Raw genomic sequence first — 22,447 nt, forward strand, 5'->3', positions numbered from 1 at the left:
AATCCATTCAATAACAGCCTGGATACGCAGGATCCAATTTCGACTCACACCTTCGTGCGCAGTGAAATGCGAATACTTGTGGTGGAGGATTTTTCGACCATGCGCCGTATTATTCGTAATTTGCTCGGTGATTTGGGGTATCGCTATATCAGCGAAGCGGACGATGGCTTGGCAGCGCTGCCAATGTTGCACAATCAGCACTTCGATTTTGTTATTACCGATTTGTTAATGCCCCATATGTCGGGCTTGGAATTGCTGCGGGCCATTCGCGCCGACCGTAAGCTTTGCCATATTCCCGTTTTGATTATTACTGCCGACGCCCACCGTGAGCAAATTATTGAAGCCGCGAAGGCCGGAGTGAATGGCTATATTGTTAAACCCTTTACCGCGGCGATGTTAGAAAGCAAGATATTGCGAATATTTAGCCGGCTTGGTGGCGAATAAGCAGAATTTGGTCGCTATCTGTCGAGTTTGTGACCGAGCTTGCAGTAGCTGCGCTGAAATTTTCAGATAATAATAAAACAAATTTGCTGTGCCGGTATGGCGCATTCAGTAGTGAGAACTCGGTGAACAGAACAGAACACGAAGGGATTTTGGCAATTTTTTTGGCGGAAGCCGAAGAAATTGTTCAGCGCCTTTCCGAGCAATTGGCTGAATTACATTATGGCTATGATGGTCAGCGCATCCTCGATGATATTCACCGTGGTTTCCACACCTTGTATGGCGGTGCAGCGGTACTCGAGTTAAGCGAGTTGGCCGAGTGTGCCCAGCTGGCTGAGCGTTTAATGGAGCGCCTGCGAACTAGGCGCTTGTCTTTGAGCCCCAGTGCAGTTTCTTTAATTTTAAGTGCGGTTGAAGATATTGAGGTGATGCTGGCGCGGCGCATTAATCATCAGCCCCCTGAACCGATCAGTACCAGTTTAAAACTGCGGCTTATGCGGACTGCAGAAGAGGGCTATAAGGCCGAGAATGCGGCGCCGGCACCCCGTTCGCCGGTGGATTCTATGGGGCTGTTCTTCGACGGTCGTTTACAGACTCGTACTACAGAGCGCAATGCTGCTGGCAAGTTTGCCGGCGGCACAAAGGCTGAGGTGGACGAACAAATTACCGACGACGAGTTTGAAAACTTACTCGATAGCCTCCACGGCAAGGGTCGCGGGCCAACGCCGCATCGAGTAGCCGTGCCGGCCGTTGTCGACACTGGCGAGCTTGCGCTCAAGCCTGCCGTGCGCGCTCTACAGCGCAGCCCTGTGCTTTCGCCGAATAATGACGACGGCAATATTGATAATTTGGTTCAGGAGTTGAGTTGGGTGCGCACCCGTTTATTGCGTTTCCAGGGGCTTGAGCAAAGTGCCGAGTTGGATAAAGCGCTGTCATACCTCGATCTGGTTACCCAAGATATGGAAGCTTGGCTGGCTGGGCGCAAGTAGTCCAGCGAAAGCCAGTGCGCGCCATCAGCTAATAACTGCATTTTGAGTCGGGCTAATCTACTTTTTGACGCTAATTTCCCCTCTTCATCGTATATACTTGGCGGCGTTTTGATTGATGCTGAGACTGGCTATTGGCAGTCGCTAACGGGAGTGATTTTGGCGGAACAGGGGTTGGAGGTAAGGCAACTCTACAGTGAGCGGGATGACCGCGTGCTGTTTGCAGACCTGTGCTTTACATTAAATGCTGGGGATGTGCTGCAAATAGCTGGCCCCAATGGCAGCGGAAAAACCAGCCTGCTCAGAATTTTAGCGGGTCTCTCCAGTCGCTATGAGGGCGATATTTATTGGCAGTCGCACTCCTTAGATCAGCAGCGTGCTGCCTATTTGGAACAATTACTCTATATTGGCCACGGCGCGGGTATTAAAGCCGCGTTGAGCCCCCTCGAAAATTTACGCTGGTCCTGCGCGCTACGCGGCCTAAAACAAAACGATGAAACCATTTTTCAGGCCATGGCCAAGGTGGGTTTGCAGGGGTTTGAGCAGCAACCTTGCTACAGTCTCTCGGCCGGCCAGCAGCGCAGGGTTAATTTGGCGCGACTATTTTGTATTCCCGCTCAGCTCTGGATCTTAGATGAGCCCTTTACCGCCATTGATCAGCGTGGCGTGGCTGAAATCGAGCTTTGGATCAGTGAATTCGCCGATGCCGGTGGCGCGGTGTTATTAACCACCCACCATCCCTTGGCGATGCAGCGTCCGCTGCGGGTCATCGATTTGGGGGCGTTTTGATGGCATCGGCTGGCGTGTTTAGTTTAGTTGTAGCGGTTTTGCGCAGAGACCTGAGTGCGGCGGCGCGGCGGGGCAGTGAGTGGTCTAATCCGCTGGTATTCTTCATCATGGTCTGCGCGCTGTTCCCTCTCGGCATTGGCCCTCAACCGGCGCGTTTGGCAGAATTGGCACCGGGCATTTTGTGGGTGGTTGCGCTATTGGCTTCACTACTGGCCAGCGACAGTGTGTTTCGCGGTGATTATGACGATGCGACCCTCGAACAAATGCTGTTAAGTCATCAGCCTCTCTACCCCCAAGTTATTGCCAAAACCATTGCGCACTGGCTATTAAGCGGCTTGCCCCTCAGTTTGTTGTCGCCATTATTAGGCGTGCTCCTGCATTTACCGATGGCGGGTATGGGGGCGTTGATGGCGAGCTTGGCGTTGGGCAGCGCGGTACTGAGCTTTATTGGCGCGATTGGCGCGGCATTAACGGTGGGGCTGCGCAAAGGCGGTTTATTGTTGTCACTGATCATTTTACCCCTGTATATTCCGGTGCTGATCTTTGGCAGTAGCGCGGTTAAGGCGGCGGTTGAGGCTGGGCCATATCTTCCTCAGCTGGCAATGTTAGGCGTGTTTTTTCTACTGGCACTGGCACTGGCGCCACTTGCAATATGCGGTGCGCTGCGAATCAGTGTCGACCAATAGCAATGCAGGGCTTCTGATATACTGCCGCGCGGTGATTGTTTAGCTTGCGGCTACTTGGCTTTAGCGAAGAGAGAGAAGAGTTTTGTCGATTTGGACTACGTTTCACAAATGGGGCTCGCCGCGCTGGTTTTACCAGTTTAGTGGTCGCTTGCTGCCGTATTTGGCTGGCTTATCGCTGCTGTTGTTAGCAGGTGGCGCGCTGTGGGGCTTGGCTTTGGTGCCCGCCGATTATAAACAGGGCAATAGTTTCCGTATTATTTATGTGCACGTGCCGGCTTCCGCCGTAGCTATGGGCGCTTATATGACCATGGCCATAGCCGGCGCTATTCACTTAATTTGGCGTATGAAGTTGGCGGCGATGGTCATGAAAGCCATTGCGCCGATTGGCGCCTCGCTGACTTTTCTAGCGCTGCTAACCGGTGCCGTGTGGGGCAAGCCTACCTGGGGCACTTGGTGGGTGTGGGACGCGCGAATTACTTCAGTACTCATTTTGTTTTTTTTGTATTTGGGCGTGATGGCCCTGCACCAAGCTTTTGATAATCGTGACGCGGCAGCCAAGGCTTGTGCAGTATTGGTGATTGTTGGCGCAGTGAATATTCCGATTATTTATTGGTCAGTAGAGTGGTGGTATAGCTTGCATCAGCCCGCAAGTATCCGGTTTATTGGCGAGTCCACGATTCACCCGAGCATGTTGCGGCCGCTGATGGCGACGCTGTCGGGAATGTATCTGTTCTTTGCCTGGGCAATGCTGTTGTTTACCCGCGCCGAAATTCTCGACCGCGAACGTAATACTCGCTGGGTGCAAGAGCTTGTTTGCGGTGAATCTGCGCGCGGCAACGTGAGGCTGAGCAAGTGATGGAGAGCAATTATGTATTTTGACAGCCTTGGCGAACTTATCGCCATGGACGGCCACGGGCCCTATGTGTGGTTTTGCTACGGCGTGACTGTCGTGGTCCTAGGTGGCTTACTTTGGGAGGCGCGTCGCCGCCGCCAAAGCGCCGAACAAGCCGTGCGCACCGTGGTGCGTCGCAAGCAAGCAAGTATTGGTAAAGAGTAAACAAGCTTATGGCTATGCATCCCCAGCGCAAACAGCGTCTTATGATAATTGTTTTTATTTTGATAGTTGCGGGTTTGGCCGCCGGCTTACTCGGCTATGCGCTCAAAGAAAATATTAATTTGTTCTACCCGCCAGCCGAGATTGTGTCGGGTAAAGCGCCGGTAGGTAAGGCGATTCGGGCCGGCGGTATGGTGCAGGAAGGCAGCGTTCAGCGCGCTAGTGACAGTTTGAAAATTCGCTTTGTGGTAACGGATTACTCCGCGGTGGTCACCGTAGAATACGAGGGTATCCTGCCCGACTTATTTGCCGAGGGCGAGGGCGTGGTGGTGTCGGGTAAATTGGCTGAAGACGGCGTTTTTTACGCTACCGAAGTTTTGGCTAAACACGATGAAAAGTATATGCCACCGGAGGTGAGCGCAGCCTTAGAAGACTCTGCGGCCAAGCGTGACATGGAGAGTGCGAGCACTGCCGAGCAAAACATAAGCGACCCTGCACCAGCAGAGAAGGCCGGCCTGTGATAGTCGAACTAGGGCATTTTTCATTAATACTGGGTTTTTGTTTTTCCTTAGTGCTTGCAGTGTTGCCGTTGTGGGGCGTGCAGCGAGGTGATCAATTGGCGATGGCTGCAGCGCGCCATCTCAGTTTTGCTCAGTGTGTGTTTACCAGTATTGCGACCGGCTGCCTGGTTTACGCTTTTATAACCGACGATTTTTCGGTGGATATTGTTGCCGCCCAGTCGAATTCACTGCTCCCGCCTGCGTATAAATTTAGTGCTCTGTGGGGTGGTCACGAAGGCTCACTGCTGCTGTGGCTAGAAATCCTTACCCTGTGGACGGTGGCCGTCGCAATTTTTTCTCGGCAACTGCCGCGCGATATTCTCGCCCGTGTATTGGCGGTAATGGGCATGATTGCGGTGGGCTTTTTTAGCTTCTCGCTGTTTACCTCCAACCCTTTTGCTCGGCATTTACTCAATACTCCCAGCGACGGCCAGGATTTAAATCCACTTCTGCAAGACCCTGGCATGGTGATTCATCCACCGATGCTCTATGTGGGCTATGTTGGCTTTTCAGTGGCCTTCGCCTTTGCTATTTCGGCGTTACTCAGCGGTCGTATGGACGCGAGCTGGGCGCGCTGGTCGCGGCCGTGGACGAACACTGCGTGGCTGTTTTTAACTGTGGGTATTGCGCTGGGCAGTTGGTGGGCTTATTACGAGCTGGGTTGGGGCGGTTGGTGGTTTTGGGACCCAGTGGAAAATGCCTCGTTTATGCCGTGGCTGGTTGGCACTGCTTTAATTCATTCGCTTGCCGTAACAGAGAAGCGCGGTGTATTTAAAAGCTGGACCTTATTGCTGGCAATATTTGCTTTCTCTCTAAGCTTGCTCGGTACATTCTTAGTTCGCTCGGGGGTGCTAACCTCAGTACACGCCTTTGCCGCCGACCCCACGCGGGGCATGTTTATATTGGCATTCTTGTTTTTAGTGGTGGGTGGCTCGCTCACTTTATATGCCCTAAAGGCGCCCACCACTCGCTCTGCGCCGAGTTTTGGCTGGCTATCGCGGGAAGCGTTACTACTCGCCAATAATATCGTGTTTTTAGTCGCCGCGATGACCGTGCTCTTGGGTACCTTGTTTCCGCTCATTATGGACTTTGCCGGCCTTGGCAAATACTCGGTGGGGCCGCCGTATTTCAATGCGATATTTGTCCCTCTAATGTGTTTGTTGGGGCTGTTGATTGGCATTGGCCCTGCGTCACAGTGGAAGCGCACTAGCGCCCAACGCTGGTGGCGAGCACTGCTCGGCGCCTTCCTTAGCAGCGTACTCATTGCTTCGATCTTACCGACTTGGTTTGCCGGTCAATTCCAGCTCGGTGCCACCATTGGCGTGTTGCTCACCGCGTGGATCGTGCTGAGCAGTCTCGCCAATTTGCGCGATAAAACCCGCAATGCACCGTCGTTGCTGAAAGGCCTACGGCGTTTGACCCCCTCCTATTACGGTATGTTACTGGCCCATATTGGCTTTGCCGCTAGTGTGCTGGGGGTGGCGATGGTGGTGAGCTTTAATGATGAGCGCGATATTCGCATGCATGTCGGCGAACGTGCCGCCAGCGGTTCCGGCTATGAAGTGAGCTTCGATGGCGTGAAAGCCATTACCGGACCCAATTACCAGGGCCAACGGGGCAGTTTTTCACTGTGGGACAATGGCGAAATCATTGCCGAAATGCACCCTGAAAAACGCCGGTATCACGCGCGCAGCAGCCAAGTTATGACCGAAGCGGCAATCGATGCCAGCTTGCTTCGCGATGTGTATATTGCGCTGGGTGAACCAGTGGGTAGTGATGCTTGGGCGGTACGCATTCATGTTAAGCCCTTTATCCGCTTTATTTGGTTGGGTGCTATTTTAATGGCACTGGGCGGTTTATTGGCGATCTGTGATAAACGCTATCGCGGAACCGCACCACGCAATGATGTAGGAGTGAATGATGCAAAGGTTTAAATTATTTATTCCGCTGTTGGTATTTGTTGCCCTCGCTGCTGTTTTCTATGGGGTAGAACGTAAAATTCAAGGTGGTGATTACGCGCCCACCGACCTGCCTTCTGCGCTGCTTAATCAGCCATTGCCCGCATTTTCCTTACCCGCTTTAGACGACGGCAGAATACTCACTAATAGTGATATTCAAGGTGAGTGGTTTTTGCTCAATGTGTGGGCAACATGGTGCCCAACCTGCCACTACGAACACCCCTTTCTTGTAAGCCTTGCGGAGCAGGGCGTGGCTATTTATAGCGTGGACTACAAAGATGAGGCCCTTGCGGCCAAGCGCTGGCTGGCAGAGAAGGGCAATCCCTATAAAGCGACAATATTTGATGCTGCTGGTAGCTTTGGTCTCGATTTAGGGGTGACTGGCGCGCCAGAAACCTATTTGGTCGACGGCGAAGGCATTGTCCGTTTCCGCTATCAGGGCGCCCTCGATCAACAGGTCTGGGATCGCCAATTTGCGCCGCAGATTGCTAATTTGAGCGGCGAGCTGAAGGCGTCTGAGGCAGAGCAATGAGATATTTAATGCTGACTGCCTACTTACTGTGTATGAGTTTCGCTGCCAATGCGGTGATCGAAACCTACCCGTTTGATACCGACGTTCAGCGCGCCCGCTATCAGCATTTTATTGAGGAGCTGCGTTGTCCTAAGTGTCAGAATCAGAATCTTTCTGGTTCCGATTCGGCCATTGCCGAAGACTTACGCCGGCAGATTCACCGCATGATTATGGATGATAAGTCAGACATTGAAATCACCCAGTATATGGTGGCGCGCTACGGTGACTTTATTCTCTACCGGCCGCAGTTTAATTCTGCTACAGCGGTACTGTGGTTGTCGCCAATCGCCTTGCTATTGATTGGTTTGTGGGTTTGGTGGCGGATGTGGACGAAGCGCCCGCGGGCCACCTCGACCACTTCAGATGAACTAACACTGGCGGAACAGCAGCAGTTAAAGAGTCTGCTCAGTGAACGAGATGAGCTTGATACTAAGATGGATAGTGAGAGGCGCAGCAAGTGAGTAATTTGTACTTGGGCATAGCGCTATTGCTAACGATTGCGCTGTTATTTTTATACCTGCCGGCCCGTCGGCAGTCAGAGCGGCCGGCAGACAGTCAGCTGCACCGTGGTGCCCAGCGCCGTTTTTATCAGCAGCGCCAAACAGAATTAAATGCAGATCGCGATGCGGGTTTAATCGACAGCAAGCAGTATGCTGAGCTGGAGCGGGAATTAGATCGGCAGTTGATGGCCGAGTCAGCGACGAATGCCGAGGGCAAGCAAGGACGTCGAAATTACTGGTTGATCTTGGCTCTCGGGCTTGCGATTCCGCTGTCGGCGCTATTTTTATATAGCCAATTCGGTTATCGCCAAGATTTACAGCTGCGCAGTTTGCAGAGAGAGATTGTTGAAACGGGCATGACCGAGGAGCGCTGGCAGCGCTACCAAGACATCGTTGCTGATATTTTGGCGCAGCGTCCCGACAGTGGCGAGCACTTGGTGATGATGGCTACCCTGTTTCGTCAGCAGGGCGATTTCGCTGGCGCGCTACCTTATTACGAACGTCTAGAAACGGTGTATCCTGATGATGCTGATGTACTGGGTCAATTAGCTCAAGCGCGCTACCTTGTGAATGACCGTGTGGTCGATGAAAAAACACGGCAGTTGTTGGAGCGTGCGTTGGCAATAAATCCTCAGCAGGCCACCGCATTAGGAGTGTTGGGTATTAACGCCTTTGCGGCAGCGCGTTATGTTGAAGCCTTGGGGTATTGGCAGCGTTTATTAATAGGCTTGTCGCCCAACTCTGCGGAAGCGGGGGTAATTGCAGGTGGTGTTGCCGAGGCTAAGCGTCGCGCTATTGCGGCCGGTAATCTACGCGGTTTGCCGGTAACGGTTACTTTGAGTCCCGAGCTGGGTGATGTGCCCGATGGCGTGTTATTTGTAGTGGCGAAGAGCCGTGACGGCACACCAATGCCGGTGGCTGCAACACGCTTGCCGCTGACGGGTGGCAGCGCTGGGCCTGAATGGCCACTGACCTTGTATTTAACCGACGGCGATGTGATTCGCCAAGGCAAGGTGCTAGCGGATTTCCCCGAGTTGATTGTGTCGGCACATATTAGTTTGGCGGGCACTGCGATCCGTCGCCCAGGTGACTGGCTGGCCGAGCCCATTCAAATAGTGCAGAGCGGCGATAAATCGCCGCAAATAGAGTTAAATATTAATGGGACTCAAGGCGCCAAGTAGAAATTGCGCTAAAGTCGGAATTTCTACTGTTAGTCCCCGCTGCGACGGCTATAATCGCGCTTTGCGCAAATTTATCCTGCGCTTGCCACAAAACGATAACAACACATGCGTTGGCAAGGGCAATATGTCTTGGTTATTGGTTTATGCGTCTTAAAAGTATTAAGTTGGCGGGGTTTAAATCCTTTGTAGACCCGACAACCGTTCATTTTCCCACCAATTTGTCGGCGGTTGTCGGCCCAAATGGCTGTGGCAAATCGAATATCATTGATGCCGTGCGCTGGGTAATGGGTGAAAGCTCAGCGAAAAACCTGCGTGGCGAATCGATGACCGACGTTATCTTCAATGGCTCGGTCAATCGCAAACCGGTTGGTCAGGCGACTATTGAACTGGTTTTTGACAATACCGACAAGAAATTAGGTGGCGAATACGCGGCTTACAATGAAATTGCTATACGCCGTAAAGTGACCCGCGAAGCGGTGTCGGAGTACTACCTAAACGGCAGTAAATGCCGGCGCCGCGATATTACCGATATTTTCTTGGGCACGGGCCTTGGCCCGCGCAGTTACGCAATTATTGAACAGGGCATGATCTCGCGGCTGATAGAGTCCAAGCCAGAAGAGCTGCGGGTGTTTATCGAAGAAGCGGCAGGCATCTCTAAATACAAGGAGCGCCGCCGTGAAACCGAAAGCCGTATGCGCCGCACCCAAGAAAACTTAGAGCGCCTCACTGATTTACGCGATGAATTAGAGCGCCAGTTGCAGCATTTGCAGCGTCAGGCGGCTTCTGCGGAAAAATACACTGAATTTAAACAAGAAGAGCGGCTGCTTAAGGCCCAGCTACAGGTTTTACAGTGGAAGGCGCTCGACACTCAAGTTAGTGAAAAAGAGCAGGATATAAACCGCTTAGAGCTTGACCGCGAAGCCATTGTCACCGAGCAGGTGGGTTTAAATACGGGGATTGAACAGGCCCGTGATCAGCATAGCCAGCTAAATGACACTTTCAATGAAGTGCAGGGCCGTTTTTACAGCATTGGTACTGAAATTGCGCGTGCAGAGCAAACGATTCAGCACCAGCAAGAGCGGCGTCGGCAATTAGACTCCGACCTTCAGCAGGTGGCTGGCAATGTTTTGGAAACCACTCGTCATCTTGACAGTGATCGAGAAAAAATTGCCTTGTGGGAAGAAGAAATCGGCGAGATAGAACCGGAACTCGAGCTCACTGAGGCTGCCGAAGAGAGTGCCAGCGAGGCCTTGGCCGCCGCCGAAGAGGCCATGCAATCTTGGCAGCAGCGCTGGGATGAGTTTAACCACACTGCGGCCGGCCCACGCCAGCGCGCAGAGGTAGAGCAGTCGCGAATTCAGCACCTCGAACTCAGTTTACAGCGTTTACAGGAGCGAGTAGAAAAGCTCGACCATGAGCGCAAGAGCTTGACGGTAGCGGACGTCGACGAAGATATTGAATTACTCCAGCAGGAAGTTGCGGAAGTGGAACTGGAGGAGTCGGCTGCTCAAGAGCGCCACGCCCAGCTTTTGCCACAAATTAGTGAATGCCGCGACCGGATTAAACAGGCTAATGATGAACTTGATCGTGGGCGCAGTGAGTTGCAGAGTATGCGCGGCCGCACGGCGTCGCTAGAAGCGTTACAACAAGCGGCGCTGGGCCAGGGCGACAAAGCCACGAGTCAGTGGCTGGCGAGTCACGGCCTTGATACTAAAGCGCGTTTGGCTGAGCAATTACAGGTGGAAGATGGCTGGCAGCTGGCGGTAGAAACCGTGTTAGCAGACCAGTTGCAAGCGCTATGCGTAGAGTCCCTCGATGGTGTTGCTGATTTGCTCAATGGCTTTGCCGAGGGCAGTGTTGCCTTTGTTGAAACTAAAGGCGGAGCCCATAAAACTTCACCGGTCAGTTCGGTAGCCTCGTTGGCCGATAAGGTCAGCGGTAATGAGTTGCTGTCTGGTATCTTGGCGACTGTTAGATTGGCTGGCGACCTAAATGAAGCATTGGCTATACGCGCCAGCTTAGCGGCTCATGAATCGGTGATTACCCCCGATGGTTTGTGGTTGGGTGGTAACTGGCTGCGGGTGAGTCGCGGCAATACCGCGCAAGGCGGAGTATTGCAGCGTCAGCAAGACTTGCAGGAGCTGCGCGAGGTAATGTCTGCGAGTGAAGCCCGGGTTGGCGAAATTGTTGGTAATCTCGACAGCGACCGCGAGTTATTAAAAACCCTTGAACAAGAGCGGGAAACCGTTAACCGCGCAGTGCAGCAGTTCAACCGCCAGCTCAGTGAGTTGCGTTCAAAACTCGGTGCGCAGCAAGCGCGAGTAGAGCAGTTAAGCGCGCGGCGCCAACAGCTAGAGGGTGATGGCAGAGAATTACGCAATCAGTTTGCCATGGAGCAGGAGTCTATTGCCGAGGCGCGCATGACCTTGCAGGAGGCCATCGAAGCGATGGAGCAAGACTCCGGCAAACGTGAGTTGCTACTCGGCGAGCGGGATAATAATCGCGGTGCACTCGATGCGGCGCGCCAAACCGCGCGTCAGTCTAAGGATCACTCCCACCAATTGGCCATGCGTCATCAGTCGCTGCGTACCCAGCGTGACTCGGTATTGCAAAATATTAGTCGCACAGAAGAGCAGCTTGCTCAATTGCAGGAGCGCCGAGAGCAATTGGCGCTGAGCTTGGAAGATAACGATGCGCCCATCGATGATTTAAAAATAGAGCTCGAAGCGCGGCTAGAGCAGCGTCTCGCGGTGGAAGAAGAGCTGGCGGAGGCGCGCCGAGCGCTGGAAGTAGTAGACCATCAGCTGCGCGAAAACGAGCAGAAACGCCACGGAATTGAGCAGCGCTTGCAAGCAGTGCGAAGCCGCTTAGAGCAGGCGCGGGTCGATAATCAGGGCCTACAAGTGCGCCGCAAGGGCTTGCAAGATCAGTTGCAAGAAGCGCAGTTCGACTTGCAAGCGGTGCTTGATAGTTTACCTGAAGCCGCAAATGAAGCTGCATGGCTAGAGTCTTTAGAACAAGTCGGACGTCGCATTGCCCGTTTGGGGCCGATTAACCTCGCGGCAATTGAAGAGTATAAGCAGCAGTCTGAACGCAAAAACTACCTCGATGCCCAGAACGCCGATTTAGTTCAAGCCTTGGAAACCTTAGAAGCAGCAATTCGCAGGATCGACAAGGAAACCCGCAATCGCTTTAAAGATACGTTCGATCGCGTGAATGCCGGTTTACAAGACCTCTTTCCAAAAGTGTTTGGTGGCGGTAGCGCCTCCTTGGAAATGACCGGCGATGATTTGCTTAATACCGGTATTTCGATTATGGCGCGGCCGCCTGGCAAGCGGAACAGCACCATTCATTTGCTGTCGGGTGGCGAGAAAGCACTAACAGCTATTGCATTGGTATTCTCTATTTTCAGATTGAATCCAGCGCCGTTCTGTATGTTGGACGAGGTTGACGCGCCACTTGATGACGCCAACGTTGGTCGCTATTCGCGGATGGTGAAAGAGATGTCTTCTGAAGTGCAGTTTATTTATATTAGCCACAATAAAATTGCGATGGAGATGGCGCACCAATTAATGGGGGTAACTATGCACGAGCCGGGTGTGTCGCGCTTGGTTTCGGTAGACTTAGAAAAAGCAGCTGAAATGGCTGCAATGTAGATTAGTGCGGTACTTGACGCTAAGGTAAGTAGTGTAGATACGGAAATATGGAAATTTAACAAATCGCGTGGAACAATAGCGGCAAAATTTTATCTAACGCCACAGCGAATTATTGTCGGGAATGCGGTCGTAAAGGCCAAAAAGGGCTAGGTAATGGACCTCAGTGTCAGAGATTGGTTAATTATAATTGGCGCGCTGCTAGCACTGGCGGTGTTGCTCGATGGCTATCGGCGGATGCACAAAGACCGTAGCGATACCATCCGTTTAACTCCTAAAAACCGTCGAGAGGTAGACGACGATCTCGTGAATCCCGAGTTGCCAGGTGGCGCGGCGCGGGTTATTGCTGTTCGCGAGCAGGTTCCTCCGAGCCTTCATGTTAAGCGTGCGCCGAATAGTTCGACTCCGCGCAAGCCAGTGGCGGAGCGAGATGGGCTAGACGATGTAGACGACGATATTTTATTTCGTGATCCGGCAGATGAGTATTCTACTAAGTCTGCAGCAGATCGCGAAGAGCTGCATAATGTCGATGCTGGCTGGGAAGGAGAGTTAGATGCTCACGAGGAAGTTGCAGTTAACTCGGCACCTACAAGTGACGTGAGCCCAACAGTAAAGAGTAGCAGCCGAGTGGATTCTGAGGCGAAGTCCTTAAAGTCTGCGCAAGCAACGCCAGCCGCGCATCAGGAGTTGATAGTACTCAACGTAATGTCGCCTGCTGAAAAGCCTTTTAAGGGCAATGATTTATTGCAAATATTGATGGCTTGCGATGTTCGCTACGGCAAGATGAATATTTTTCATCGTTACGAAAATGCCGATGGCACCGGTGAAATTCAATTCAGTGTGGCTAATTTGGTTGAGCCCGGTAATTTTGATCTGGATGAAATCGACGAATTCACCACTCCTGGTGTGGTTTTCTTTATGCATCTGCCCGGTCCAAAAGACAGCATGAAGGCCTATGAAGCCATGGCCGAAACCGCGCGTTGTTTGGTAAATAATTTAGAAGGCGAGCTGCGTGATCAAACCCACAGTGTCGCGACCAAGCAAACACTAGAGCACTATAAACAGCGAATCCGTGATTTTGAGCGCCGCCAACTAACCCTGATGTAAGGGCCGGCGGGCGCTTAATGCAATCCACTATAACAACGGCGTCTTGAATGGCTGAACCCTCCCTGCGCGAGCGCTTAAATGCGCTTCGCGAACAACTTCATAGTTATAGCTACCACTATTACGTTCTCAACGAATCCACTATCCCCGACGCGGAATACGATCGCTTATTTCGGGAGCTGCAAGAAATAGAAGCAGCCCATCCTGAATGGCAAAGCGCCGACTCGCCAAGTCAGCGGGTCGGTGCTGAACCACTGGCGGCGTTTAGTCAGGTTCGCCACGAAACGCCCATGCTGTCTTTGGATAATGTGTTTTCTGAGGCGGAGTTGCTCGACTTCGATCAGCGTATTAAAACCCGCTTAAAAGATAGCGCCGAACTCAGCTATGCCTGTGAGCCTAAATTAGATGGCATCGCAGTAAGCTTGCTTTATGTTGATGGGGTCTTGGTTAGGGGCGCAACTCGCGGCGATGGTCGAGTGGGTGAGGATATTACTCAAAATGTGAAAACCATCGCGTCAATCCCGCTTAAATTACGCGGAACTGGCTGGCCTGAAGAATTGGAAGTGCGGGGTGAAATTTATATGCCTCGCGCAGGTTTTGCGCGAATCAACGACGCGGCCCGCAGCAGTGATGGCAAGATATTTGTTAATCCGCGCAATGCCGCGGCGGGAAGTTTACGCCAGTTAGATAGCCGTATTACTGCTACTCGTCCGCTGGAAATGAGTTGCTACGGCATTGCCCTCGGTGACGGTGAAGCTTGGTTTTACAGCCATAGTGAGGGGCTAGCAACGCTGCGGGACTGGGGTTTTTTAGTTAGTCCAGAATTGCGAGTGGTGGATTCGATACAAGGCTGTGTTGCCTATTACCAAGACCTTTTAGCGCGGCGTGATGGTCTAGCTTACGATATTGACGGTATTGTTTTTAAAGTCGACTCACTCGCCCTGCAAGAACATTTGGGCTTTGTGTCGAGAGCGCCGCGCTGGGCGATTGCTCATAAATTTCCAGCTCAAGAAGAAATTACGCAATTGCGCGATGTGGAGTTTCAAGTTGGCCGTACCGTTATAGTTGGCCTTTACAACGCGTCCACAACTGTCTATAAAATAAATCGACAGAAGGAACGAGTGGCTGGAAGAGGATTGCGAAGGGCATGGCGGGAATCAGGGCAATTTCGGGTAGTAGCCGCCGAGGTAGGCCGGGGGCGAAACTGGCTACAAGTAAATCAAGAGAGATCGCCGATCAGCATGAGCAACCATTACTGGCGTTAGTGCTTCAGTACGCTACTGCCGAAGGGGAGGTGGTTCAATTACCGTTCAAGGGATCGCTGGCACCTGGTCGTGAAAGCATCATTCAGCCATTGTTGGACGCACAATCCATCCTGCTCAATAGGAAGAGCAAGGGTTATGGTGAGAAAACGTTAAGGGCTATTGCGTGGTTTGCAGAATTTCTTGACTACCTTGATGCTCAGGGCAATGGCTTGCATGGCATTGTTGATATTGACCCGTTCACTGGTGCAGCTTACGAACGTTGGTTGCAAATGTGGCGGTCAGGTAAGACCGAGAACGGAAAGATCTACCGCACCTTGGAACGCAGCCTACAGCTCTTAAGAAGTGACGCTACTTTTAACTCGCGCCCTGATATTGGAAATGAACCAATCAAGTGGCCGCGAGGCCCTCGTCATCTTGAGACTAGCCTCGAGAGTCTGGATAACCTGACCTATACTGGTTTGATTCGCGCTTGTCAGAAGGATATTAACGATTTTCGAAAAATCTTCGATAGCAGTGCTAGATTGGAAGATACAGCGGAGATCATCGTAGATGCAGACCCCTGCCTTGAGAACCTTGCATGGTTCGTAATAGACGAGTGCAACGGAAATTACCCATTGGCGTCGAAACGGAAAGATCCTGAGTCGGTTGAATCTGCAAGGCGGGCGTCATACCTGTCCAATGCTCTCAGAAAGTGGCATGGCATGTCAGTGGTCAGTTTCCGGGAATTGCTTGACACAGATGAAGGGAGGCGGCTGGCGTCGCTTGGGCGGATGCCAAAGAATCGGCGTGTGTATAGCAATAATACTCACATTGAAGTACAAAACGGCCTTGTGCTGGCATCGATTATAAAGACAATTAGAGTGCTGTATCCAGGTTGGCCTTTACTCTGGGAGGCAAGGAAGGCGATGGAGCTATTTGGTCATAACTCCGCTAGCAGTAGATACAGTGGTCACCTTGGTCGATCCGTGATGCGATATTCAAGTCCATTGACAGGTATGGGGGGCGTAAGTGGAATACTTGACGGTATATACCCGCAGACGCATGTCATTTGGTCTATATTTATTTGGTGTAGAATCCAGTCCGGATGGAACTCTGAGACGATGATCAGTATAGATTTTGATGACGAGTCAATATTTGATTGTCCGCTCGATCCAGAAAACTATGCACTGATTATTGGCACTAAGATAAGGCCGGCGCCCAAACAGCTCATTCACCGTTCAAACAAGCACGACCGTTACGGAGTCTACTCAGTACTAAAATGGCTGAAGAAAATAGCTGAACCGATTCGATTTGAGACCGGATCGGCGTGTCCGTGGCAGTTCGTACGGCAGTGTAATGTATGGGAGGCGCTCGGCTTCTTTGGATCACTCCGAACTCGGCCCTCGGCTCATAAACCGGTTCGAGCCTTTTTTAAGCGACATGAAATTTTTAATTCGGCGGGGGTTAGAGTTACCTCAATCAATTTGGAACAACTGCGAACGACATATGAGGATGCTCGTGCTGCAAAGTGGGATGGTAACTTACGAGCTATAAGCATGGATATGTCCCATGCATCTGAGGAGACGACAGACCGCCATTATGATTCGAATACTGCGTCTCTCACTAGGAAAGACGAAACGATTGCAGCTATTCAACGAGAAGTTGTCGAGCATGTCCGGTACTTTCAAGGCACACACATTGATGGGCAATCTCGGTCCAATCTTGCTCAAGCTCTGCCACTGAGTACCGCTTCAATGAAGCGAATGAAGGAGCAGATGGGCAGCAACACGACGGATGAAGAAGTCTACAGGGTCATTTCGCCTGACGCAGAGACGTATCTTGCTGTTTGCCGAAACCCCAAGAAACCGACTTGGCGAGGGCACGAAAACTACGTTCCATCGGGGGAAGATTGTGGTTATTTTAATGGCTGTGCTACCTGTCGACAGGTAGTGATTTTTGATGAGGCGTTACCATACATTGCAGCTCGAGTTTTAAAATTAGACGAGCTCAGGTCACTGTTTTCATTGTTGCAGTGGGAGGGCAGCTTTGGAGAGGAATATACAGCGTGGTCTGAACTTTTAGGCACTTGGACCAATCGCCAGAGAGTTTTAGACGCTGAGGCCCTGGCTAAAACGGGAGAAATACTTATTCCAGTGGTGATGGTTCGATGAATGACGATGCAAATTTTGGCTACAAAACGAAGCCGATCAACTCTGAAGATAGCATCGAGGCCATAACGCCGGACGAGAGGGATGAGTTTTCAGAAAGAGAGTACTTGTGTGACTCGGATTTAGTCAGTGACGACTCGCTACTTGTCGCCACAAACCTGTCAAAGTTACCTGTCTCTGAATGGCACAGAATTCAAGTCTCGAGCCGCAGTTACTTTATGGATTTATTTTGGGACTTTCAAGACGAGGTCGCCTATCAAGGTTGTTTCAGATACTCATTTGATAAAAAGCTTCCGGATGGGTCGTTGTTGACTGATCAAAAGAACGAGCAATTAGCTTTATTTTTCCGAGCATTAATTCACTATTATCTTCCACATAACGATTTAATAAGTCGAAATCGATTGAGTAGCTATACCTCGACGGTAAAAGCAGCTAGTAATTGCTATCACATAGCCTGTTGGTTGATTTGTAATGGCCTTTTCGAGAGTAGGCAGAACTCCAAAATAAGAACGGCACCAAGTATTAGCCAAGTAGAGATTGATCAATTTGTGAGAAAGCTTCCAGAGGGATTTTCTTTTGGCCAAGCTAAGAGCATTATTGCCATGCTTGAGAATTGGTATGACTTATCGCGGGCGGGTATGTTGCCGGTCGAGTTTTCATTACTTGTTTCTGCTAAGAAGGGACGTAGTATTTTCGATATTTTACCGGACTATGAACAATCGATGGGGTGGCAACCAATAGCCGCAGATGTGCTTTATCCATTAGTCACGGGGAGTCTCAGATTCATGGAGGAACGGGCTGAGGATATCGTTAGTGTCGTAGAGGCATGGGCCATCGGGCGAGAAAGAGGCAGCGATGCAAAGTCGCGAAGTTACTGCCAAAGTTTGGAAGTTAAAAAGTGGACGCAAAAAAAGGAAGTAGACCTGCTATTCAAAGATAAAGACGGTCGACGCTGGCTTGATGTTCCACAGGAGGATCACTATGGCAATTTTCGGGTGGCATGGGTTTACGAAATCGCTAGAGCACTAAGTGCCGCGTGCTGGGTTCTGATCATATTTCCTATGGGGTTCCGTAGGTCGGAGGTGTGTGAACTCGAAGTCGGCTGCACTCGCCTAGCAAATGAGCAGATGGACGAGTACCGGATTAAAGCTACTATCTTCAAAACGTCAGAAGGCTCTAGTGGCGATCCTGTGGAGTTGCCGTGCCCTGCGGTCACACATTTGGCCGTTAAGACGCTGGAGCGTCTTACGTCTTTTACGCGGGCACCTGGGGAGACCAAACTTTTCACTAACCTTCGCCATGGAAGACAACGTTACGTAGGTAATATCATTGATGATCTCGACTTATTGTGCACATTTCTCGAAATTCCTGACGTGCCCCATTCCCACCAATTTCGAAAGACTATCGCTTCCTTCTTCGTATACCAGAACCCACAAAACATATATCTTCTGAAGAGGCTTTTTTCACACGCTTCTTTAAGAATGACAATGAAATACATAACGTCAATTAAGACAATCTCGCGCGAAATTAAAGAATACATCTCTATCAACAACCGAGAACTTCTTGGGGATCTCTTTCAAAGTGCTCTGGATGGGTGTTTAGGTGGGCGCGGTGGGAACAAGATCAGTAGAATCGTCCGCGAAGGTTTTAAAGGGTTGAGTGAAGAGGATGTAATGGAGAGCGCGGAAACCTATGTAGAAGCACTTCTAGATAGTGGAGTCGCGATGCTCCATCGTACCCCTCTATGCATTTGTACAAAGACCCCTAGTTTAACGCAGAAGGCACCGTGTGACCCTGTGATTCCTAGCGTTCAATCGCAATTGCATCCGCGAATTGAAATGTGCACTCCTTGGGATTGTAACTTCGCCGCATTTACCCCGGCTGATGAAGCGTCAGTACGAGTGGATATTGATTTTCATGTAAGGCTACTGCAGCGCCAATCCTTATCGGAATCGCAACGGAAAATTTCGAAACGAATCATTAACCGAGGAAATGAAATCTTGTCGGAGCTGCGCCCAGAGAGACTAACTTTATCCGGGGCGTCATGAAAAGTCGCAAAAGCCATTCAGAAGCAGTATCTGCTGCTCTTGCTGAGGTAGCTCGCTTACATGCTGCTGGTCTTTCCGTAACACCTAGTTCGGTCGCACGTGGTGCAAGTATATCGAGGTCAAATTTGTATCACCGGGAGGGCGCTCGAAATGACGGATGGAGCAAGGTAGTCAGGGCGATGACAATAGCTAGCGAAAATTCAAGTGCACCGGCGGTGTTTTCAAGGGTTCGGGGTCGAGACGCTGAGTTGAAAGAGCTACATGATCGTATCGCGCGGTTTGATGATACGTTGCTCCGATTGGAAAAATTGTCTAGCAAAACATTTAGGAGCTTGCTAGACAATTACATACAGTTTTGGAAGAAGGATCGGGATCGGTGTGAGGAAAAATCTCAACTTGCTGCGCTACTCGAAGAAGTTACTGCTAGTAGACGACACAATAAAGAGTTAGAAACGACACTTCGCCTACTTTCTGCTGGACACGAGCCTAGACAAGATAATTATAAAGTGAGTCATCTAAGCAAAAAAATTATCATTTCCCCCGACACGTACATGCTTGACGAGAATGGCGTTTATACCTTTTCGAAGCACCGAGCGAATGAGGCGTGGCAGAAGGCAATCCTTGAAGTTGATGAACAACTGAGATTGCGCGTCCCATCAACTATACTTGTACTTGTCGGGCCTCAGGGCGCTGGTAAGTCTACTTGGGCTGCCCAACACCGTCCCTCGGTACCAGGCATTAGCCTTTACTTCGATGCGACGTTGCCTTTTTCTGCAGACCGTTCGGCGCTCGTCGTACGTGCTCGTCGAGTAGGAGTAAAGGTTGTTTGCATTCGCTTTCTAACCCCGCTTGAACAATGCATCAAAAATTGTACGTTGCGAGAACCTGAACGTCATGTCCAAGAAAAGTTGGTTCGTACTGTATTTAATGTTTTTGAAGAGATCACTGTTGATGAGGGCTTCGATGAAATTCACCTCATTCGCTCAGGGCAATCCTCAGGTAGCGGTGCTGGTACCGCAGCTGAGTAGGAACCCGGATGCGCTTAAGTAGCGTATCGGTTAAAGACGCTGTATGAAACTATGGATCAAAAGGTTTAGATGAAGCTGCTTTAATCGGCCAAATGACTTACTGTATTGTTTGGCTTAGTAAATGCGAATTTATAGAACGTAGTAGAATAGTGAATGTGTTATTAAGAACTTCTGTCTCAGAAATAGCGCGTTCAAAATGGATCGGGTGAGACTATTTTTTATAAGTAATTTGTCTAGAAAGCTGTAAATTCCCGAATCTCTCATTTTGGGGTGATTGAAAATGGGTTCCGCCCGATGATTGATTTTATATTTAATGAGTCAGCTATATTCGGATCGAATAGATTTGGTTGTCTCTTAATGTTCTTGTAGGTGTTTAGATGGAAGTTGCGTTAAATAAAGCACAGATGACTGCAATTAAAGCGGCAGGCATTATAATTGATAAAAAAGAGGCCCAGAAACTACTAGGTAATGAAGAACTATGGGCTTTTTCTTCAGAAGATTTGGCCTTAATCTTGCGTCTGTTAAATGCCACATATAGGGCTGGTGTCCCAATAATGTCTGACGCTAAATATGACCTTGTTTATGTCAGAGAACTTGAAAGTCAAGACCCTGGAAATGAGTTTCTTGAATCAGTTGAGCCGGAACCGATTCTTGATTCTAAGACTGTAAAGTTACCTGTAAGAATGCTTTCCACAGAGAAGGCTTACAGTTATGAAGAAATAGAAAAGTGGGTGAGTCGGCTTGTTAAGGCTGCTGGTGAGGTTGGCCTAGCTTTGTCTGAATTGAATGTTCGAGTTACACCAAAGTTAGATGGATATGCAGCTTATGATGACGGCGAGAGGCTTTATACGCGAGGGGATGGAGTAAAAGGGCAAGATATATCTCGCGTTTTTGAGCGGGGTGTTAAAGTTGTAAAGAATGGGAATCGAGGGTCCGGTGCAGGAGAGATAGTTATTAAAAAAAGCTATTTTGATGAGCATTTAAGTGATTTTTATGAAAACTCGAGGAATATTCAAGCATCAATAATTGCCGAAAAAAACGTCGATGAAAAAATAACAGAGGCCATCGCTAATGAAGCATGTGTATTTTACCCATTTACCTTATTAGATGACTGGGTTGGCCATTATGATGTTTTTTTAAATGACTTTAAAAAGGTAATTGATAGAGTTTGGAACTCGGTAGATTACGAGATCGATGGCATTATTGCTGAAGCTACTGATGACGTTTTAAAAGATTATATGGGGTCAACCCGGAAGCACCATCGTTGGCAAATTGCATACAAGGTTAATGCAGAAATAGCCACCGTAAGGGTGTTAGAGGTGATCCCGCAAACCTCTAGAACAGGGCGGTTGACGCCTGTTGCAATATTAAATCCTACTAAATTAAGTGGGGCTACAATTAGTCGAGCAACTGTACATCACTACGGTATGGTTAAATCAACTGGGGTGGGTAAGGGTGCCTTAGTAGAGTTAGTTAGAAGTGGTTTGGTAATACCTAAAATAGAAAGAGTAATTGAACGTGTGGAACCTGAGATTCCAGCTGAATGTCCAAGCTGTAAGTCGCACGTTGTCTGGGATGGAGATAACCTATTTTGTCCAAATACGACTGAATGCTCGGCGCAAGCAGAGAATACATTAATACATTTTTTTAAGACATTAGGAAATGTTGATGGATTCGGTCCAAAAGTCATAAGTAAAATTTATGGATTTGGTATTAAATCTCTTCATGATATCTATGGGTTGGATGTTAGTCGGTTGGTTGAATATGGATTTGGTGAGAAGACCGCTGAAAATTTAGTAGATCAATTACGAGCTAGCAGATCTATTGAGATTGATGATTGGCGATTTTTAGCAGCGTTTGGCATTCCCCGGTTGGGAGAAGGCAATTGCGAAAAACTATTACAGTACCATGACCTTACTGAAATATTTGATCTAACCGTTTCAGCAATGACCGAGTTGGATGGGTTTGCATTGATTAGTGCTACAAGTATTTTTGAGGGGTTGAAAAGCATACGAAATCAGTTTTGGCAGATATACGGTTTGGGCTTTAATATTAAGGTTACGACACGTTCAAAAGATGCGGGCAGTGCAGTACTAGACGGCGATGTGCTCGTATTTACCGGTTCTATGGAAATGGGGAAACGGACCGATATGGAAGCACAGGCTAAAACTCTCGGCGCAAAGGTGGCTAAATCAGTATCTGGTAATACAACTTATTTGATTGCGGGTGAAAATGTTGGTGAGAATAAGATTTATGATGCGAAGAAAAAGGGAGTAAAGGTACTATCGGAGTTAGAATATTTGACGTACATAGCGTCGAAAAAGCCACTGTTCGGCGACAATTAGGATGACCGGTCGCATTGACTCACTAAAAATCACACTACTTTGGGGTCGTTGCCTCATTTAAAATCACACTACTTATGACGGATAAGCTAGGGGATTTAGATGATTAAATTAATGAGCCTGACTGCCCGCAG

At 49.8% G+C, this 22,447-nt stretch carries 18 protein-coding genes; all 18 read left to right on the forward strand.

All coding sequences use genetic code 11. The features are described 5' to 3' along the window. The first annotated feature begins 66 nt into the window (after positions 1–66). The 18 genes from AB4876_RS10150 to AB4876_RS10235 all read left to right on the forward strand — a co-directional run bounded on the left by AB4876_RS10150 (position 67) and on the right by AB4876_RS10235 (position 22,316). Positions 67–444, forward strand: coding sequence for a response regulator (locus AB4876_RS10150; protein WP_438273410.1), 378 nt, complete (start codon positions 67–69; stop codon positions 442–444). A 122-nt stretch (positions 445–566) separates the two neighbouring features. Next, positions 567–1,430 (forward strand): Hpt domain-containing protein, encoded by an 864-nt coding sequence (locus AB4876_RS10155; protein ID WP_368381547.1) that lies wholly within the window; start codon positions 567–569, stop codon positions 1,428–1,430. A 108-nt stretch (positions 1,431–1,538) separates the two neighbouring features. After that, positions 1,539–2,216, forward strand: a complete 678-nt coding sequence (ccmA, locus tag AB4876_RS10160; RefSeq protein ID WP_368381548.1) for a cytochrome c biogenesis heme-transporting ATPase CcmA — start codon at positions 1,539–1,541, stop codon at positions 2,214–2,216. Further along, complete coding sequence (gene ccmB, locus AB4876_RS10165; protein ID WP_368381549.1) at positions 2,216–2,902, forward strand: heme exporter protein CcmB; 687 nt, start codon at positions 2,216–2,218, stop codon at positions 2,900–2,902. The genes ccmA and ccmB overlap by 1 nt, the downstream gene beginning before the upstream one ends. An 88-nt stretch (positions 2,903–2,990) precedes the next feature. Continuing rightward, the gene (locus AB4876_RS10170) at positions 2,991–3,758 is read left to right on the forward strand and encodes a heme ABC transporter permease (protein WP_368381566.1); all 768 of its coding nucleotides are present in this window, start codon (positions 2,991–2,993) and stop codon (positions 3,756–3,758) included. Positions 3,759–3,770: 12 nt separating this feature from the next. After that, positions 3,771–3,959 (forward strand): heme exporter protein CcmD, encoded by a 189-nt coding sequence (gene ccmD, locus AB4876_RS10175; RefSeq protein ID WP_368381550.1) that lies wholly within the window; start codon positions 3,771–3,773, stop codon positions 3,957–3,959. 14 nt (positions 3,960–3,973) lie between these two features. Further along, positions 3,974–4,477, forward strand: coding sequence for a cytochrome c maturation protein CcmE (ccmE, locus tag AB4876_RS10180; RefSeq protein ID WP_368381567.1), 504 nt, complete (start codon positions 3,974–3,976; stop codon positions 4,475–4,477). Next, a complete protein-coding gene (locus AB4876_RS10185) occupies positions 4,474–6,450 on the forward strand; it encodes a heme lyase CcmF/NrfE family subunit (RefSeq protein WP_368381551.1) in 1,977 nt (658 codons plus the stop codon). Before ccmE ends, AB4876_RS10185 begins: the two co-directional genes overlap by 4 nt. Next, complete coding sequence (locus tag AB4876_RS10190) at positions 6,437–7,006, forward strand: DsbE family thiol:disulfide interchange protein (protein ID WP_368381552.1); 570 nt, start codon at positions 6,437–6,439, stop codon at positions 7,004–7,006. The genes AB4876_RS10185 and AB4876_RS10190 overlap by 14 nt, the downstream gene beginning before the upstream one ends. Further along, the gene (locus AB4876_RS10195; RefSeq protein ID WP_368381553.1) at positions 7,003–7,506 is read left to right on the forward strand and encodes a cytochrome c-type biogenesis protein; all 504 of its coding nucleotides are present in this window, start codon (positions 7,003–7,005) and stop codon (positions 7,504–7,506) included. Before AB4876_RS10190 ends, AB4876_RS10195 begins: the two co-directional genes overlap by 4 nt. Further along, on the forward strand, positions 7,503–8,726 hold the full coding sequence (gene ccmI / locus AB4876_RS10200) for a c-type cytochrome biogenesis protein CcmI (protein ID WP_368381554.1): 1,224 nt from the start codon (positions 7,503–7,505) through the stop codon (positions 8,724–8,726). The genes AB4876_RS10195 and ccmI overlap by 4 nt, the downstream gene beginning before the upstream one ends. A gap of 143 nt (positions 8,727–8,869) precedes the next feature. Continuing rightward, positions 8,870–12,382: a chromosome segregation protein SMC gene (gene smc, locus AB4876_RS10205; protein WP_368381555.1), complete on the forward strand. Its 3,513-nt coding sequence runs from the start codon at positions 8,870–8,872 to the stop codon at positions 12,380–12,382. Positions 12,383–12,535: 153 nt separating this feature from the next. Next, positions 12,536–13,486 (forward strand): cell division protein ZipA, encoded by a 951-nt coding sequence (zipA, locus tag AB4876_RS10210; RefSeq protein WP_368381556.1) that lies wholly within the window; start codon positions 12,536–12,538, stop codon positions 13,484–13,486. Positions 13,487–13,533: 47 nt separating this feature from the next. After that, positions 13,534–14,748 carry an NAD-dependent DNA ligase LigA gene (ligA, locus tag AB4876_RS10215; RefSeq protein WP_368381558.1) on the forward strand — a complete coding sequence of 405 codons (1,215 nt, stop codon included), beginning with the start codon at positions 13,534–13,536 and terminating at the stop codon, positions 14,746–14,748. Continuing rightward, positions 14,631–16,898 (forward strand): hypothetical protein, encoded by a 2,268-nt coding sequence (locus tag AB4876_RS10220; protein ID WP_368381559.1) that lies wholly within the window; start codon positions 14,631–14,633, stop codon positions 16,896–16,898. The genes ligA and AB4876_RS10220 overlap by 118 nt, the downstream gene beginning before the upstream one ends. Beyond that, positions 16,895–18,943, forward strand: coding sequence for a tyrosine-type recombinase/integrase (locus tag AB4876_RS10225; protein WP_368381560.1), 2,049 nt, complete (start codon positions 16,895–16,897; stop codon positions 18,941–18,943). The genes AB4876_RS10220 and AB4876_RS10225 overlap by 4 nt, the downstream gene beginning before the upstream one ends. Beyond that, complete coding sequence (locus AB4876_RS10230) at positions 18,940–19,971, forward strand: hypothetical protein (protein ID WP_368381561.1); 1,032 nt, start codon at positions 18,940–18,942, stop codon at positions 19,969–19,971. Before AB4876_RS10225 ends, AB4876_RS10230 begins: the two co-directional genes overlap by 4 nt. Positions 19,972–20,348: 377 nt before the next feature. Then, complete coding sequence (locus AB4876_RS10235) at positions 20,349–22,316, forward strand: helix-hairpin-helix domain-containing protein (protein ID WP_368381562.1); 1,968 nt, start codon at positions 20,349–20,351, stop codon at positions 22,314–22,316. Positions 22,317–22,447: the final 131 nt, after the last annotated feature.

Origin of the sequence: Zhongshania guokunii (genome assembly GCF_040892635.1) — a bacterium.
In the GTDB taxonomy this organism is placed as follows: domain Bacteria; phylum Pseudomonadota; class Gammaproteobacteria; order Pseudomonadales; family Spongiibacteraceae; genus Spongiibacter; species Spongiibacter guokunii.